The organism is Pseudomonas sp. TH10, from assembly GCF_016651255.1.
GTDB lineage: Bacteria > Pseudomonadota > Gammaproteobacteria > Pseudomonadales > Pseudomonadaceae > Aquipseudomonas.
The window spans coordinates 19,262-35,495 of sequence record NZ_JAEKEG010000034.1 but is presented as its reverse complement, the minus strand read 5'-3'; the positions used below and the strand labels follow the sequence as shown (position 1 = coordinate 35,495).

The 16,234-nt window shown below is 60.3% G+C and carries 16 protein-coding genes and 3 pseudogenes; 7 read left to right on the top strand and 12 right to left on the bottom strand.

Annotated features, from left to right (window positions below):
- The coding region (locus tag JFT80_RS05250) for a LysR family transcriptional regulator (protein WP_201147159.1) at positions 1 to 344 on the bottom strand (344 nt) is incomplete at its 3' end.
- 110 nt (positions 345 to 454) lie between these two features.
- On the opposite strand from JFT80_RS05250, the gene JFT80_RS05245 reads away from it, so the two are divergent.
- The 4 genes and pseudogenes from JFT80_RS05245 (at position 455) to JFT80_RS05230 (ending at position 4,198) form a co-directional block, all read left to right on the top strand.
- Positions 455 to 1,660 (top strand): MFS transporter, encoded by a 1,206-nt coding sequence (locus JFT80_RS05245; RefSeq protein ID WP_201147158.1) that lies wholly within the window; start codon positions 455 to 457, stop codon positions 1,658 to 1,660.
- 51 nt (positions 1,661 to 1,711) lie between these two features.
- Complete coding sequence (locus JFT80_RS05240) at positions 1,712 to 2,257, top strand: AAA family ATPase (RefSeq protein ID WP_201147157.1); 546 nt, start codon at positions 1,712 to 1,714, stop codon at positions 2,255 to 2,257.
- Positions 2,258 to 2,346: 89 nt separating this feature from the next.
- Positions 2,347 to 3,163: pseudogene (locus JFT80_RS05235) on the top strand (DUF1206 domain-containing protein).
- A gap of 120 nt (positions 3,164 to 3,283) precedes the next feature.
- Positions 3,284 to 4,198: a LysR substrate-binding domain-containing protein gene (locus JFT80_RS05230; protein WP_201147156.1), complete on the top strand. Its 915-nt coding sequence runs from the start codon at positions 3,284 to 3,286 to the stop codon at positions 4,196 to 4,198.
- Positions 4,199 to 4,295: 97 nt separating this feature from the next.
- Here the strand turns inward: JFT80_RS05230 and madM are convergent, their stop codons facing one another.
- The 11 genes and pseudogenes from madM to JFT80_RS05175 form a co-directional block, all read right to left on the bottom strand.
- Entirely contained in the window at positions 4,296 to 5,060 is a 765-nt protein-coding gene (gene madM / locus JFT80_RS05225; RefSeq protein WP_201147155.1) for a malonate transporter subunit MadM, read from the bottom strand.
- Between the two features lies 1 nt (position 5,061).
- Complete coding sequence (gene madL / locus JFT80_RS05220; RefSeq protein WP_201147154.1) at positions 5,062 to 5,478, bottom strand: malonate transporter subunit MadL; 417 nt, start codon at positions 5,476 to 5,478, stop codon at positions 5,062 to 5,064.
- A 64-nt stretch (positions 5,479 to 5,542) separates the two neighbouring features.
- Positions 5,543 to 6,454, bottom strand: a complete 912-nt coding sequence (mdcH, locus tag JFT80_RS05215) for a malonate decarboxylase subunit epsilon (RefSeq protein ID WP_201147153.1) — start codon at positions 6,452 to 6,454, stop codon at positions 5,543 to 5,545.
- The gene (locus JFT80_RS05210; RefSeq protein ID WP_201147152.1) at positions 6,451 to 7,113 is read right to left on the bottom strand and encodes a malonate decarboxylase holo-ACP synthase; all 663 of its coding nucleotides are present in this window, start codon (positions 7,111 to 7,113) and stop codon (positions 6,451 to 6,453) included. The genes mdcH and JFT80_RS05210 overlap by 4 nt, the downstream gene beginning before the upstream one ends.
- Positions 7,107 to 7,909: pseudogene (mdcE, locus tag JFT80_RS05205) on the bottom strand (biotin-independent malonate decarboxylase subunit gamma). Before mdcE ends, JFT80_RS05210 begins: the two are co-directional and overlap by 7 nt.
- Positions 7,906 to 8,757, bottom strand: coding sequence for a biotin-independent malonate decarboxylase subunit beta (locus JFT80_RS05200; RefSeq protein WP_201147151.1), 852 nt, complete (start codon positions 8,755 to 8,757; stop codon positions 7,906 to 7,908). Before JFT80_RS05200 ends, mdcE begins: the two are co-directional and overlap by 4 nt.
- A complete protein-coding gene (locus JFT80_RS05195) occupies positions 8,750 to 9,049 on the bottom strand; it encodes a malonate decarboxylase subunit delta (RefSeq protein ID WP_045059594.1) in 300 nt (99 codons plus the stop codon). The genes JFT80_RS05200 and JFT80_RS05195 overlap by 8 nt, the downstream gene beginning before the upstream one ends.
- The gene (locus JFT80_RS05190) at positions 9,049 to 9,924 is read right to left on the bottom strand and encodes a triphosphoribosyl-dephospho-CoA synthase (RefSeq protein WP_201147150.1); all 876 of its coding nucleotides are present in this window, start codon (positions 9,922 to 9,924) and stop codon (positions 9,049 to 9,051) included. The genes JFT80_RS05195 and JFT80_RS05190 overlap by 1 nt, the downstream gene beginning before the upstream one ends.
- Entirely contained in the window at positions 9,924 to 11,594 is a 1,671-nt protein-coding gene (gene mdcA, locus JFT80_RS05185) for a malonate decarboxylase subunit alpha (RefSeq protein ID WP_201147149.1), read from the bottom strand. Before mdcA ends, JFT80_RS05190 begins: the two co-directional genes overlap by 1 nt.
- 118 nt (positions 11,595 to 11,712) lie before the next feature.
- A complete protein-coding gene (locus JFT80_RS05180; RefSeq protein WP_122840282.1) occupies positions 11,713 to 12,150 on the bottom strand; it encodes a TspO/MBR family protein in 438 nt (145 codons plus the stop codon).
- Positions 12,151 to 12,271: 121 nt separating this feature from the next.
- The gene (locus JFT80_RS05175) at positions 12,272 to 12,967 is read right to left on the bottom strand and encodes a tRNA (adenine(22)-N(1))-methyltransferase TrmK (RefSeq protein WP_307833046.1); all 696 of its coding nucleotides are present in this window, start codon (positions 12,965 to 12,967) and stop codon (positions 12,272 to 12,274) included.
- Between the two features lie 378 nt (positions 12,968 to 13,345).
- Here JFT80_RS05175 and JFT80_RS05170 point away from each other — a divergent pair, with 378 nt between their 5' ends.
- From JFT80_RS05170 to JFT80_RS05160, 3 genes and pseudogenes are all read left to right on the top strand, one after another.
- Positions 13,346 to 13,870 (top strand): hypothetical protein, encoded by a 525-nt coding sequence (locus JFT80_RS05170; RefSeq protein ID WP_201147147.1) that lies wholly within the window; start codon positions 13,346 to 13,348, stop codon positions 13,868 to 13,870.
- Positions 13,867 to 15,287, top strand: a pseudogene (locus tag JFT80_RS05165) (diguanylate cyclase domain-containing protein); the annotation flags it as partial. The gene JFT80_RS05170 and the pseudogene JFT80_RS05165, both read left to right, overlap by 4 nt.
- Positions 15,288 to 15,308: 21 nt before the next feature.
- Positions 15,309 to 16,151 (top strand): EAL domain-containing protein, encoded by an 843-nt coding sequence (locus tag JFT80_RS05160; RefSeq protein ID WP_307833047.1) that lies wholly within the window; start codon positions 15,309 to 15,311, stop codon positions 16,149 to 16,151.
- Positions 16,152 to 16,234 lie beyond the last annotated feature (83 nt).

Genomic DNA, 16,234 nt, shown 5'->3' with positions numbered 1-16,234 from the left:
AAGAGGATCGGCAGCACCCGGGTGCGCCCAAATGCACCCGGCAGGTCAAGGCGCACACGGCCGCGAGGCTCGGTGTTTTCGCTCTGGAGTGACAGCTCAGCCTCTTCGAGATCGGCAAGCACGCCCTTGCACGTACGCAGGAATGCGACGCCTGCGTCGGTCAGCGACAGCCGCCTCGTTGTACGGTGGAACAGTTGCACCCCCAGGCGTTTTTCCAGCCGGGCGATGCCTTTGCTGATGGCCGAGGCCGTCAGGTTCATTTTCTCCGCAGCCGCCGTGAAACTGCCGAACTGTGCGACGCACACAAATACATCGATACCTTTCAAGCGTTCGGAGGAAAACATATGCACCTTGTATTCATGAATTCAGTTCATGTGCTTCGATAAAAAGCATCCTAAATCAGAACCCAGGGCAACAGTAAACTGGAAATCAACACATTGATGATGATTCTCGAATGCTGGCCACGCTTAAACGCTATCCCTCCTCCATTAACCTGCTGCTGGGCGCGTCACTGGTGTTGACCCTTGCCCGCGCCATTACCCTGCCCTATCTGGTCATTTACTTGTCGGGCCACTTTAGCTTGAGCGTCGCCGATATCGGCCTGGCGATCGGCAGCACGCTGATCATCGGCTCGCTGCTGAGCCTGTATGGCGGCTTCCTGGTGGACAGGATGTCCAGTTACCAGCTCATCCTCATATGCTGCGGTGTGTTCAGCGGCGGATTTCTCGGTGCGTATCTGGCACCCGTCCTCTGGCTGTTCTACCTATGCCTGGTGCTGATCAACCTGGCGTATGCCGTTATCGACATCGCAGTGAAATCCGGATTTGGCAGCCTGCTCCCCATGGACCGCCGCAGCGAAGCGTTTTCCATCAAGTACACACTGACCAATATCGGCTACGCCGTCGGGCCATTTCTGGGAGTCGGGGTGGCGGCCCTGGACATCAGCCTGCCCTTTTTGCTGTCGGCGGGACTGGGCGTCGGTTTTTCTCTGGTCTACTTCGTGTGGGGTGACCGGCGCCTGGCGAAGGCCGGGACGAGCCTGCAGCCGACGCCATTCCTGGCAGTCGGCAAGTTGTTGCTGCGTGACTACCGGCTGGTGTGCTTCACCTTCGGCGGGTTGCTCAGTGCCGTGGTTTTCGGCCAATTCACCGCGTATCTCTCGCAATACCTGGTGGTCACCACCACGCCCCAAGAGACGTACAGGATTATCAGTACGGTAGTGGCGACCAACGCCTTGATGGTGATCAGCTTGCAATACAGCATCGGCAAACGGATCAGCCACCGACACCTGAACCTGTGGCTGGCAGGGGGCCTGGGCATGTTCATCCTGGGGCTGGCAGGTTTTGCACTGTCGACCACTTTGCTGCTATGGGTCCTTTCCATGGCCATTTTCACCGTCGGTGAAATCATCGTATTCCCGGCGGAGTACATGTTCATCGACAACATCGCACCGAGTCACCTGCGGGGCATGTACTACGCAGCTCAGAACCTGAGCAACGTCGGCGCAGCACTCGGGCCGGTACTTTGCGGAATGGTTCTGGCAATGCAACCTGCGCACTACATTTTCTACATGCTCGCGATGTTCGTGATAGCCGGTGGAATGCTCTACTTGCTGGGGGTATCCATTTCAGCAGGGGTTACGACCGAAGTTGAGAATTAAATGCCCAAAACCTGCACAATCACCGGCTTTTTTCTCGACAGGAAAACCCCCATGCAAAGGATTGTGATTCTGGGCAATGCCGGTAGCGGCAAATCCACTCTGGCCCGCGCTTTAGGCCAACAGTTGAGCTTGCCCGTTGTGCACCTGGACAAGCTGTTCTGGGAACCCGGCTGGGTCGAGCCAGATGCCGGTCAGTTTCGCGAACGGGTACGGGAGGCGATCGCCACGGATGCCTGGGTGTGCGAAGGCAACTATGCGCGGCGTACCTTTGACCTGCGCTTGCCTCGGGCGGATCTGATCATCTGGCTCGACACGCCGCGCCTCACCTGTTTCAACCGGGTGATTCGGCGCAGTGTCATGAACCGTCCTCGTGCCGACATCCCCGCCGGCTGTTCAGAAAAGCTCGACCGGGAGTTTCTGACCTTCCTCAAGTTCGTGTGGAATTTCGATCGTGGCTATCGCCCCGGCATCGAGGCGGTACGCCTGGCCATAGCACCGCAGATTCCAGTCGTGCACTTGCGTGGTGCCGGGCAAATTGAAGCATTCCTTCATACCTTGGACGCTGCCCCAGGTACCTGCCGCGTTACAACCCGATAGGGCTGCCGCCTGGCAGCTTCAGCGGGCTGGATCGAACCCCTTCCCGCTCCACGGGTCTGCTCTTGTATCACTCCTTTGGAATCACACCCATGTCCGCTCACCAGAGCCTCGTCGTCCTTGCACGGGGCGGTTACGCCGCTCGAGGCGTCATCTATTTGATCATTGGCATCTTCGCCCTGCTCGCCGCCCAGGACTCGACAAAACCCAAGGACAGTCACCGCAGCCTCGAGGCATTGCTGAGTCAGCCATTCGGTTATGTACTGGTCGGCCTGGTGGTGGCCGGACTGCTTTGCCTTTGCAGCCTGGCGGGTGCTGCAAGCCGTGCGCGACGTTGATCATCACGGCAGCAACTTCAAGGGGCTGGTGATTCGGGCCGGCTTGCTGGCAGGAGGCCTGGTCAACGGGGCGTTGGCCTTCTTTGCCCTGGGCCTGCTGGTCAGTGGCCTCAAGAGTTCGGGCGGTGATGGCGGTTCGCAAACCAAGGACCTGTTGGCGCAAATGCTGTCCTGGGAACATTCGAACCTGCTGATCTACCTGATCGCCCTCATTCCTTTCGGCGTGGGCATCGCTCACCTGATCAAGGGCTGGAAGGCCACGTTCGAGAAGTACTTCGAAGCCGATGAAGACGTCATGCGTTACGTCCGCCCCGTCTCGCGCTTCGGTTTGATCGCCCGGGGTGTGGTGTTCCTCGAAATGGCTGTTTTGTTGGCGATCAGCGGTTCCAACTACAAGGCCATGGACCCACCGGGCATGAAGGACGCCCTCGATGCCTTGCAGAACTTACCGGCCGGCGCTGTGCTGTTGATGGTGATGGCCCTGGGGTTGATCGCGTTCTCGGTCTACAGCTTTGCCGAAGCTGCATGGCGCAAGATCAACATGGACGTGCCTGGAGTGGCCGGCAGATAGGGTTGGCCATTCGATACTAAGCCTGGGGAACAAGGCCTGCCCGCGATGAGGCCCGGATTTATTGATCCAGGCCTGCCGAAAATTCGGCACAATCGAGCTCTTCCAACAAGAGTCTCCCCCATGCTGATCGATGAAGAGCTAACCCTGAAAAAACTCGAGGTGTTCCTGGCTTTCATGCGCACGGGCAACCTCGCCCGCGCCGCTGCCGAGTTGCAGACCAGCAACGTCAGCGTGCACCGCGCCATTCACTCGCTGGAAAGCGCCCTGCGCTGCCCGCTGTTCAAACACGAAGGTCGCAACCTGACGCCGCTGGAAAGCGCTTACGTACTTGAAGAACGCGCGCAGAAACTGATCAATGACGTGGTCGAAAGCGTGCGCCTGACCCGCGAAGCCGCCGGGTTCTCCGCTGAACGTTTCAAACTCGGATCTCTGTATTCGCTAACTGTGAAAACCGTGCCGCAACTGATCATGGGCCTGAAAATTCGCCGCAGTGAACTCAATATCGACCTGATCCTCGGCTCGAACATCGACCTGCTCTACAAGCTGAAAAACATGGAAGTCGACGCAATCCTCGTGTCGCTGGACGACAGCATCAACGACCCGGATTGCGAGCAGATTGCGCTGTTTTCCGATGACATCTTTCTCGCCACACCGGCAGATTCAAAGTTCGCCCAGCGCAGTGAAGTGGATTTGGCGGAAGTGCGTGATGAAACGTTCATCACCCTGACCCAAGGCTTTGCCACCCATCAGGATGGTGTGCGGGTGTTCAAGCAGGCGGGGTTCGAACCGAAAGTGGCGATGCAGGTGAATGACATTTTCACCCTGCTGAGCATGGTCAGTTCCGGGGTGGGCTATGCGTTGCTGCCGGGAAGGATTGCAGCGGTGTATGAGAATCGGGTGAAGTTGATTCCGTTGCAGGCGCGGTATCGGTTGCAGCAGCACATCGGGGTGGTGTTCCTGAAGGCCAAGGAACGCGACCCGAATTTGCTGGCGTTGCTGGCAGAGTGTCGGATGTATGCCAATCGGCAGGCTTGACACCGGGGTGAATCAATCGCGAGCAAGCTTTGCTACCACATGAGTTGCACTTTACTTCTGTGGGAGCAAGGCTTGCCCGCGATGGCGTCAGAGCGGGTTAACCGACAATCCCCCGAACGATGAAGTACAGCAACGAAGGCCCAAGCAGGCACCCAAGCCCGGTGTGGAAAGTCGCCGTCAGCGCCCCATAAGGCACCAGCCGCCGATCAGTCGCAGCCAATCCAGCCGTCACACCGCTGACTGTGCCGGCCAACCCGCCGAAGACCATGGCTGAGCGCGGATTATCCAGGCCCATCCAGCGCGCTGCCATGGGGGTGCCGACCATCACCAGGATCGCCTTGATCAGGCCGGTGGCAATCGACAGCGCCACCACATCCGAGCTTGCCCCAATGGCCGCGCCGGTGACCGGCCCGACGATGTAAGTCACCGCGCCCGCGCCAATAGTGGTCATGCTCACCGCATCGCGATAACCAAATGCCCAGGCCATGCACGCGCCGACAATGAACGGCAGAATCGTGCCCAGCAACAACGCAATCACCCCGATCAGCCCGGCCTTCTTCGCCTCGGTCGCCTGCACTTCAAACGCCGTGGCCACAATCGCAAAGTCACGCAACATCGCCCCGCCCATCAGGCCGATACCTGAGAACAACGTCAGATCCGCCAGGCCTTTCTGCCCGCCTGTGAGGGTGCCTCCGACCCACGCCAGTACCAGCCCGATGACGATGGCAATCGCCGAACCATGGATCCGCCCAAACGTCAGGCGCCTGGACAACACCACCGACACCCACATGATCACGCCAACAAACGCAAAGGCGGTGATCAGTCCGTTATGCTCAAGGCCTTTCTCGATGAGGTCCCACATATCAGCGGCCTCCTACTGGCGTGCCGACCGGGCTCAGGGCCTCAGGCTCGTCGGGCAAGGGCTCACCTTTATGAGTCCGGCTGATCAAGGCAATGGTTGCGCCGCAGATCAACACCGAACCGATCGCCGCCAGCACCGCCACCGGGCCACCGTGCAGCGCCGCGACGACGTTCTGTTGGGCTGCCATTGCCACCACCACCGGAATGTACATCGCGCCCCAGAAGCCGACGCCCATCTCGCAATCCTTGGTCATGCCGCCGCGCTTCTGCATCCACAAACGTGCGCAGATCAACAGGATCATCGCGATCCCCACACCACCCACGTTGGACTTCACTCCCAGCAATACGCCGAGCATGTCACCCATGATCACCCCTGCCAGCGTACAGATCGCCAGCAACGCCACACCGTAAATAATCATTGTTGTAGTTCCTCAATGTGCATCGTCGAATGTTGTTTTTGTTGTTCGAAGGCCTGAGCGTGGTCTAGGGTTGGCGGTTTCCCTCCTCACGCAACAGCGCCTGCAAGGTGTCGAGGCGAGCACTGTCGAAGGCAGTGACCGTGCCCGAGTCGAACACCCGGCGCGCCAGCCCGGTCAGTACGGCACCGGGCGGCAATTCGATCTGTAGCCGTACGCCGCGCTCGTAGGCACTTTGCACGGTGCCGCGCCAGTCCACCACGCGGCACATGTTCAAGGCGAGGTCGTCGCGCAAGGCTTCGGTGTTGATGATTGGCCGTGCGCGACTGCCACTGAGATAGCTGGTTTTCGGGGCGTTCAATTGCACCTTGGCAAAGGCTTCAGCCAGGGTTGCCGCAGGCCTGTCGAGCAGCGGGCAATGGGAAGGAACGCTGACTGCCAGACGCTTGACCAGGCCCGCCCCGTGAGCCTTCGCCAGTTCCGCCACCGCTTGCATGGCCTCGTCACTGCCGGCAATCACCACCTGATTGTCGGCGTTGATATTGGCCAGATACACCGGCGAGTCGGCTCCGTGAACCTGGGCTAACAGGGTTTCTACCCGCGCCAGATCGAGCCCGATGATGGCGGTCATGCCGTAACCGGCCGGGTAGGCCTGTTGCATCAGTTCACCGCGCAGGCTGACCAGATGCAGTGCATCGGCAAAGCTCAAGGCACCGGCCACAACTGCAGCGGGATAGGCGCCAATGGACAAGCCGGCCACGTAATCGGGCGCTGTCGCCAACTGGCGCGAGGCGGCAACTGCAGCGATCAGCAAGCACAGTTGCACCGCCCGCGTCGACTCCAGGGCCTGCACTGAATCCAGCAGCAGGACATCTTCGCCGAGCACTGCACTCGCTTCGAGCACAGTCTCGCGGGGCAGCCGCTGGAGCATCCCCGGCTGCTGGGCGCCCTGCCCCGGAAACACCAGCAAACTGCTCACGCTGCCTGCTCCCGCAGGTTCCATGGATCTGCGGTCAGGCAAGCACCACAGGCCTGCTTGAGCAACACCCGGTCCGAGCGCCCAGCCCATTCACGCAATGCCACCGCGCCCAAGGGGGTCTGCAACTGCATATCCACCGGGCATGCTGCGCTATCCAGAATCTTCAACAGCTCCCGGGCCTGGAGCCGAGGCAACGGCTCGGGGGTGCGCAGGATCAAGTCCAGGTCACTGTGCGGGTGCAAGGCCAGCGGTGCGCTGGCGAGATGGAACTTGGCGCTGGCCAGTTCAAACCCGGCGCTGGCCAGTTCGAACCCGGCGCTGCCGCTCACACCCCAGACCCAACCGCAGTCATCAAGCATTGGCCGCAGGTGCTTCAGGGCATGCAGCGCTGGCAGGTCGCGTTCGCTCGAAACATGACACAGCGATTCGGGCTGCACCCGCTGGCGAACCGAATCAACCCGCATGACCGCGGCAAAGCGGTGTTCACGCAAACGCCCACGCACCCCGACCGGTATTTCACCCGCGGCACCCAGCGCTCGCCGCACCACCACCGGGTGCCCTGCGCGGATCGCATCGAACACCCACTCAGGCGCGTCTGCCGGCAGCTGCTGCACAGTCATGCCCCAGAGCAGATCGTGGGCCAGGTACACGTTCACCACTGAGCCCTCAGCAACTGGCGAACCTTGCTCGAAGCCTCACGGTTAGTCGCACCCAGACGACTGCTCAGGTCGCGACTGCCGCCAGCCACATCGGCAACCGCCAGACCCAGGCATTCCGTCACCCGCGCAACGTCGTTGGCGGTGGGCCGCTCGATCTGCTCCACCGACAGGGTTTCCCACAAAGACCGAGGCTGGCGTAGCTGTCGATGTCATACGCCATGGGCGGCACACTGGCGGCCAGGGTTTCCAGCTCTTCGACGCTGCGAAGTGTCACCCGGGCGGCCGAAGCCTTGCCCATCGCATGCACCATCACGCCTGGATCACGCAGGGCAATCAAGCGGTTGGCCTGATAGCCGTGGGCCAGAAAAGCCCCGGACATGGCCTTGCCCACCAGCAAGCCAATCACCGCATGACCGGCCAGACGGGCGCGGGCGTAGCTGTCCGCCGCCCCGGCCAATGCCTGGTGAATGCCCAGCGCCTCTTCGCGCCGGCCATAGGCCTGGCTTGGGACATCGACAATGGCGATCACCGCGCGTTTGCAAGGTTTACCCTGATCGGCCGCGATCACTTCATCCACGGCAATCGCCAGGCCCCAACCCTCCAGCAGCCCAACTTCGCCGTTACGAGCCCGGGGAAAGCGGTTGTGCGGATCGGCCACTACTGCGATAAAGCGCGCGGCCTTACCACCCAGCTCCGCGTCTGCAACTCGCAACGATGGCGGCAGACCCTCAAGCATTTTTGCGCCTGCACTCAAGGCTTCGAACCAATGCAGGCCGCGTAGGGAATACGAACTCATGAGCGCTCTCCTCGGTACAGGTCGCGAACCGTTGCCGGCTCGATTTGCGGTTCGGTGTCCAGTTGCGCCAGACGATGCAGGAACAGCGCCGCCTGCTGGCTGCGCCGCCGGGTCGGCAAACCCTGTTGGAGTAGTTCACTGATGTGCTGCTGGATCTGCACCACGTCGTCGGCGACATAGCGGTCCACCAGGCCGCTGGCGAAACGTTGTTCGCCACCGGTGAGGCTCCAGATGAAGGGCCGATCGCGGGAATCGTATTCCTCAAGTCCGGCTTCCTGCTCGATCACTTGCGGGCCGTTCAAGCCCAGACGCGCTTCGCGCGTGACCACCAGATAACTGCACAACCCGGCCGCGATCGACATGCCGCCAAAACAGCCGACACTGCCCGCCACCACGCCCACCACCGGCTGGTACTGCTGAAGATCGACAATCGCCGCGTGGATGTCGGCAATCGCCGCCAGGCCCAGGTTGGCTTCCTGAAGCCTCACACCGCCGGTTTCCAGGAGCAACACGGCGCGGGTCGGCACCCCTTTGCGGTTGTCCTCTGCGGCCAGCTCCAGGGCGCCGGCCATTTTTGCGCCGCCGACTTCACCCAGGCTGCCGCCCTGGAAAGCCCCCTCGATGGCGGCAATCACCACTGGCAAACCGTTCAGAAGGCCCTTGGCGATGACCACGCCGTCATCGGCCTGAGGCACCACACCCTGGCGCGCCAGCCACGGCGACATGACTCGCTGGAACGGGTCGAGCAACTCGCGAAACGTGCCGGTATCGAGCAAAGCTTGCGCCCTTTGCCGGGCACCCAGTTCGACCAGGCTGCATGAGTTGGCCAACGTGGTTAAGTCAGTCATGGCCGATCTCCTCGAAGCCCTGTTCCAGGCGCAAGCGCACCACGCCGGGGGTGGCGCCGAAATCATGTATTTCGATGGCCATTGCCGGGTAAGCCTGCCCCTCGAACATCCGGGCAAACAGGTGCTGCCAACGCTGTTCACTGCCATTGACCGAGGTCTGCACGGCGATGGTCAGTTTGCCGGCCTGACCCGGTTCAATCAGCACTTCAAGGTCCCCGGAGCCGACACAGCCCACCAGGGTACGGCCGCGAGGCGGCTGCCCGGCGGGGAATTCAAACGATAAGGTTTCCATCAGAACGCTCCCTGAATCATGCCGTCGCCAGATTCGATACGGTCGAGCAGCAGGCAGGCTGCGAGCAAGTCCGCGGCGCCGCCGGGCGAGGCATTCAATGCGATGAGTTGTTGGTCGAGTTCGTGCAGACGGCGACGCCCGGCAAGACTGGCGCTGCCACCAGCGTCGAGCACCGCCCGAGCGCCCTGCTGCATGGCGTGTAAACCCGGTTCGCCGGCACGATAGAGCACGCAGGTATCGGCCAACTGCGCCATGATCGCCAGCAACGCGTCGAGCCGAGCATTCTGCTCACCATGGCCGGCGTCGCGACTGCGCTGCAGCTGCGGCAAAGCCCGCTGGATCACCGCCGGGAAACCCGCCTGTGCCTCTTCCCGCGCACCGCGAGCACCGTAACGTTGCGCCACCTGGGCGCCGTGGCTGAGCACACGCGGTGCATCACCGTCCTCCAGCAGCGCCAGCCGCGCCGCACGTGCCGCCACCGCATGGGCCGCCCGGGATTGCGGTGCGAGTGCTGCGGAGGTGACCAGCAATCCCAAGGCCCAAATGCCGCCTCGATGAGTATTGATTCCGCCTGTGGTGGCGAGCATCGCTCGCTCGCCGTCCCGGCCAATGCGCCCAATCGCTTCGCGCAGGGGCAGGCCCACTTCGCCGAATTCGATGGCGGCTTCGGCCATTTCCTTGAAGGCCGGCCACAGGGTCAGCGCCGAGGCGTGCATCAGCCCCAGGTGCAAATCGGTGTGCGCGCCGTTACCGCGACGGTCGACCAGAGCGGGTTTGGGCGACAGGTCCGCTTCATCGATCAACGCCTCGACGGCCAGGTCGGCCAATCGATCAGCCAGGGACAGCGGTTTCGCTTGCAGGTTGAATGCGTGCATTACCAGCTCCTGAATTTGGCGGGCGGGTTGTACAAACCGCCGGACCACTCGACCAGATCGGCCACGCTTTTTGCTGCAAGCAGCTCGCGGGTGGCGTCGGTGCGGCGGATACCGAGGTCTTCGGGCAAGGCGATCAGGCCTTCGCGGCGCATGCGTTCGGTGTCTTTCGGGTTGTGGCGCAGGCCGATGGCAGTCACTCCCGCGACCGCGGCGATCATTGCCTGGCGCTCTTCCAGCGAACGCGCCTTGTACAGGTAGGCGATGCCTTCTTCGGTGAGCAAGTGGGTGACGTCGTCGCCGTAGATCATGATCGGCGCCAGCGGCATGCCGCTTTTCTTCGCCACGTCGACGGCGTCGAGGGTTTCGACGAAGGTCGGTTTGCCGCCCTCCTGGAACGTCTCGACCATTTGCACCACGAGTTTTTTGCCGCGTTCGAGCATCGGCTGCTGCGAGTCGTCGTGACGCATGTCGAGCCAGGCCGGGGTGTCGTGACGGCGACCGCGCGGGTCGTGGCCCATGTTCGGCGCACCACCGAACCCGGCCAAACGCCCACGAGTCACGGTCGAGGAATGCCCGTCACCATCCACCTGCAGGGTCGCGCCGATAAACAGATCCACCGCGTATTGCCCGGCCAGTTGGCAGAACATCCGGTTGGAACGCAACGAGCCGTCGCGGCCGGTGAAAAACACGTCCGGCCGGGCGGCGATGTAGTTTTCCATGCCCAACTCGGTGCCGAAGCAATGCACGCTTTCGACCCAGCCGCTCTCGATCGCCGGGATCAGCGTCGGGTGCGGGTTGAGCGTCCAGTTGCGGCAGATCTTGCCTTTGAGGCCGAGGGATTCGCCGTAAGTTGGCAGGATCAGTTCAATGGCGGCGGTGTTGAAACCGATGCCGTGATTGAGCGACTGCACGTTGTGTTTTTCGTAGATACCGCGAATCGCCATCATCGCCATCAGCACGTGCACAGGCTTGATGTGGCGCGGGTCGCGGGTGAACAGCGGCTCGATATAGAACGGCTTGTCGGCAACCACGACGAAATCCACCCATGAGGCCGGAATATCCACGCGCGGTAATTCGCTGACGTCGTCGACCAATTGGTTGACCTGGACGATGACGATGCCGTCGCTGAACGCGGCCGGTTCGATCAGGGCGGGCGTGTCTTCAGTGCTGGGCCCGGTGTAGATATTGCCGGCACGGTCGGCCATGAAACCGGCCGAGAGCACGACGTTGGGGGTCAGGTCCACTACCAGCCGTGCGTAGAGTTCGATGTAGGTGTGGATCGCGCCGATTTCCAGCAAGCCGTCTTCAAGCAACTGGCTGATGCGCAGGCTTTGGGTGCCGGCGAAGGAGAAGTCGAGCTTACGGGCGATGCCGCGTTCAAACAGATCGAGGTGCTCCGAGCGTCCGACGCTGGGCATGATCATGTGCAGGTCGTGGAGCTTTTCAGGATCGGCTTTAGCGAGCGAGCGGGAGAGGAAATCCGCCTGCTTCTGGTTGTTGCCCTCCAGCACCACGCGATCGCCGGGCAGGATCAACGCTTGCAGGGCTTGGACGATCTTCCCGGTGGGCAGCACCGCGCCGTCGGCTAAATCCTTGACCAGTTCCAGACGCCGCTGCTTCTCGCTGCGCCGCCGCGTCCATCGCGGGTCGGGGGATATTGTTGTTGTCATGACCACTCCAGAGGTTCGCTGTCGTGGTCTCACCTTAGGAGTGTTGCGGGGGAGCATCAATCAAGCACAGCGACGAACCGTTACGGTTAGCGTAACGATTCATCGCTGAAACAGGCACTCAGTTGTGGCGCAGTATCGAAAAGTTCAGCGCACTGGCTACGCACAGCCAGATGAGATACGGAAACAGAATCAAGCCGGTGACCAGGTCCAGGCGCAAGGCCAGCACGACCATCGCCGCGACCACCAGCCACAGCAGCGAGATGATCACCATCCCGGCGAAGATCCGGTGGGCGCCAAAGAACACCGGAGTCCAAAGCGTATTCAGGGCAATTTGTGCCGCCCACAGGGCCAGCACAACCTGGCTTCCGGGCATCAGGCTCAAGCGATACCCCGCCCAGGCGAGCAACAGATAGATAATCGACCAGGCCACAGGAAACAGCCATTTGGGCGGGGTGAAGCTGGGTTTGTTGAGTTCTTCGTACCATTGCCCGGGTTTGAAAATGATCCCGGTGCTCGCCGCAGCACCGCAGGCTATGAGAAATATTAGAAAGGTCATCATCTGTCCTTAGCTGAGGCCAGCTATCTGGTTTGGGAAAGCCGTGACGGCAGTCTCAGGGTTGGACAACCCGGGTAAGCGAAAAAGTCTGCGGGGGGTGATTGTTTTTCACCCGCCTGGCTCACCCCAGCAACGCGGTGATCCACCGGGCCTGACGGGCCAGGTCTTGCACCTTCTGCTCCGCGACGCCCTTGCGCGCCATGGCGAAGCTGCCCAGGGTCTTGTGCTTTTGCTGCAGCAGACGCTGCCACTTGGCCAGGAACAACGGGCTGCGGGCCTGCATCTGCAGCGGGCCGAAGTACAGCTCCTGGGCAGAATACCGTACCGGTGCATCGCGCTCGGCCACGATGATTTCGTAATAGAAGCGGTTTTCCTGCAGCAGCTCCTCGCAGAGGATGCGGTAGCCGTTATCCATCAGCCATTGGCGCAGCGGTTGCTCGCCGCCGTTGGGTTGCAGGATCAGGCGTTCGGTGCCGCTCAGGTGGGCTTTACCGCTGGCGAGGATGTCGCGGATGGTCTCGCCGCCCATGCCGCAGACGGTGATCACGGTGATGCCATCGTCGGGTTTGATCGCCGCCAGACCATTGGCCTGGCGAACCGTGATGTGATCGTGCAGGTCGTTTTCGCGAACGGTGCGTTCGGCCGAGCGGAACGGCGTCAGCGCCACCTCACCCGCGACCGCGGCCGCAATCACGCCACGGCGCATCAAGGCCACCGGCAGGTAGCCGTGATCCGAGCCGATATCGGCCAGCCGTGCGCCGGCTGGCACGTGCGCAGCCACGCGCTCCAGGCGCATGGACAGTGTATGTTGGTTCAACTGCGGTTCCTTCTTGCACGGGTATCCGGGCCGTAGCCGGATCAAGAAGAGATTGTGTCGGCCAATGGTATGGATTTCAATAAGCGGCGGTCGTCGGATCAGTGGAACCACTGAAGAGTCAAATTCATCCAACATCGATATGCAAAATCGCCACCGGTTTACGCCGTTCGATTTCAATGATGACTTTCAGGGATTGACGCTTTGAGAAGAACCCGAGCTGGCACGGCGAGCGACACAAGTGATAACCCGGTTACGGCCCAACCACGATCGTGGCGGACATTCGCACTGCCAGGCAGCATTTTCCTGACCGGCGTCGTCCTCTCCGTCACCCTCGGGACCCTGGATTCACGAGAAGAATCCCAGGCAGCGAGAGCCCAGTTGATTTCCACGCTGGCCAATATCAGGGCGCACCTTGAGAGCGAAGTGCGTTCAACGTTTGATGTGACTGAAGGCATCGGCCAGCTGGTGAGAGTAGATGGTGAAATTTCGTCTGCTCATTTCGACGGAATGGCCCGGCAGGCGATTTCATCCCAGCCGCATATTCGCCACATCGCGCTGGCGCCTGACGACGTCGTGCGCAATATCTTTCCGCTGGAAGGAAACCGCAAAGTCCTGGGGCTGGACTATCGCAAGCTTCCTGAGCAATACCGGGCGATCGAACGATCTCGCGAACAAAAGAAGCGCTTTTGGCTGGGCCCGTGCATTTGGTTCAGGGTGGCCTGGCATTCATCCATCGTCGACCCGTTTTCATCAGCCACTCTGGCGGCGAAGACACTTACTGGGGCAATGCTTCAGTCGTCGCAGACGTGCTTCAACTGCTCACTGCCAGCGGTATCGTTGCCAATAAAAACTTGCAACTGGCCCTTCGCGGAGAAGATGCAACAGGTGCAAGCGGCGGGATGATCTACGGTGCGCCTGAAATATTCGAGGGGGACGCAGTCACCACGGTAGTTGATGTTCCAGGTGGCCAATGGGAGCTCGCGGCGCTGCCGCAGCAGGGCTGGCCGGCGAGTTCCCTGTTCAAATCGCCGCTGTTTCTGGTGGCCCTCACCTGCACCGGCTTGTTCACCTTTTTCGCCGCGCAACTGAGCAAGAGCCATCTGCTTGTTCGCCAACGCCATGCTCAATTAGCCCACGAGGTTGAAGAACGGCGGACGCAGAAAGCCCTGCTGCTCGACATCGTCGACAACGCCCCATCACTCATTTACGTCTACGACACGGAGGGCAAACTTCGACTGTGCAACCGCATGTTCGAACAAGCTGCTGGTCTTACTTTCGAGGAAATGGAGGGCAAAACCCGCGAAAGTTATCTGCCCTTTACCGAGGCCAAAACCCTGCGCGAAAACGACCAACACGTGATTTCGAGCGGCGGCAGTTTACGATTTGAGGATCAGGTCAAAAAACAGGGTATGACGCGCACCTACCTGACGACCAAGTGCATTTTGAAAGGGCCAAGTGGGCAGGCTTCAGGGGTGCTGGGGATTTCCACCGACATCACCGAAATCAAACAACGCACCGAACAGTTGCGTCTTGCGGGAATCGTTCTGGATAACACCGCTGACGGTGTGATCATCACCAATGCACGCGGACACATACTCTCGGTCAACGCAGCCTACATGAAGATTTCAGGCTTCAGTGCCGAGGAGTCCATAGGCTTGAAGCCGAACATACTCATCACTGACAAGCAAGATAACGCCTTTTACCGGCAGATTCTCAAAAGCCTGAAGACCACCGGTTTGTGGCGCGGCGAACTGTGGAATCGGCGAAAAAACGGCGAGCTTTATCCGGAATGGCTGACCATCAACGCTGTTTACAATGACGATGGCAACGTCAATAACTACGTTGCGGTGTTTTCGGACATTTCAGCGATCAACCAATCGCAATCCGATCTGGAGCGAATGTCCCATTACGACCCGGTGACCGCCCTGCCCAATCGAGCCTTGTTCAATGAACGGCTGCAGCATTCCCTCGATCTGTCGCTGAGCTATAACCAGTTCCTGGCAGTGGTGGTGCTGGATCTTGATGGTTTTAAAACAGTGAATGACAGCCTGGGGCACTCCTTGGTGACCTGCTTCTGCAACAGGCATCGTCGAGGTTCCTGGCGTGCGTGCGTTCCGAAGATACGGTGTCCCGGCTGGGAGGTGATGAATTTGCGCTGATACTGAACAATCTTGCCCACCCCACCGACGCCATCATCGTTGCGAAAAAACTCCTGGTATCACTTCAGGAACCCTTCGATTTAAAAGGCACTTCCACCTTGGTGACGGCAAGCATCGGCATATCAGTGGCGCCCCACGACGCCGAGACGCCTGAGCAATTACTCAGGCAAGCGGATACGGCCATGTACGGCGCGAAGGAAGGAGGACGCAACGACTACCGTTTTTACCAGCCTGAAATGACCTTGCGTGCCCAGGAAAGACTCAATGGCGAGCGCTTCCTGAGGCGTGCAGTGCTTAACCATGAATTTGAAGTGTGGTATCAGCCAAAAATCAACCTGCTGGACAATACAGTTGCAGGCGCCGAGGCGCTCGTTCGCTGGCGCGATCCTTTACAGGGCCTGATTTTCCCGGGCGAATTCATACCTTTGGCGGAAAACACCGGTTTGATCATCCAGATCGGCGAGCAAGTGATCGAAATGGTCTGCAGGGATATCAGGCGCTGGGCTGATCTGCAGATAGTGCACGGTGTTATCGCCATCAATGTGGCGCCTCTGCAAATCGACCGCAGCGATTTCGTCGAAACCCTCAAAAGTGCCTTGCGAGCCTTCGACTTGCCCGCGCATGTGCTGGAGGTAGAAGTCACTGAAAGCCTCATGATGGCAAGCCCCGAACATTCCAGGGAAGTCCTGGCTACGTTGCAAGGCCTTGGCGTAACCACTTCCATCGACGACTTTGGTACAGGCTATTCCTCGCTGGCGTACCTCAAGCTCTTGCCCATTGACCACCTGAAAATCGATCGCAGCTTTATTTCCGATCTACCCAACGATTCGCGCGATGTGGCGATCACCAAAACCATCGTGGAATTGGGGCATGCCCTGGGCTTCAAAATCATTGCCGAAGGCGTGGAAACCGAAGCGCAGCACAGCTTTCTCAAGCAGACAGGCTGCGATCAGGCACAGGGGTACCTGTATGGCCGGCCAATGCCTGCCGCAGATTATGAGGCCTGGCTGAATGGACGGCAGTAGTCGGTCCTGAATACGTCAAAGACACTTTTTGAGCTGAGACGTTTCAGCCGTTGCCCGGATAATCGCAGGCTAACGGATGAAAC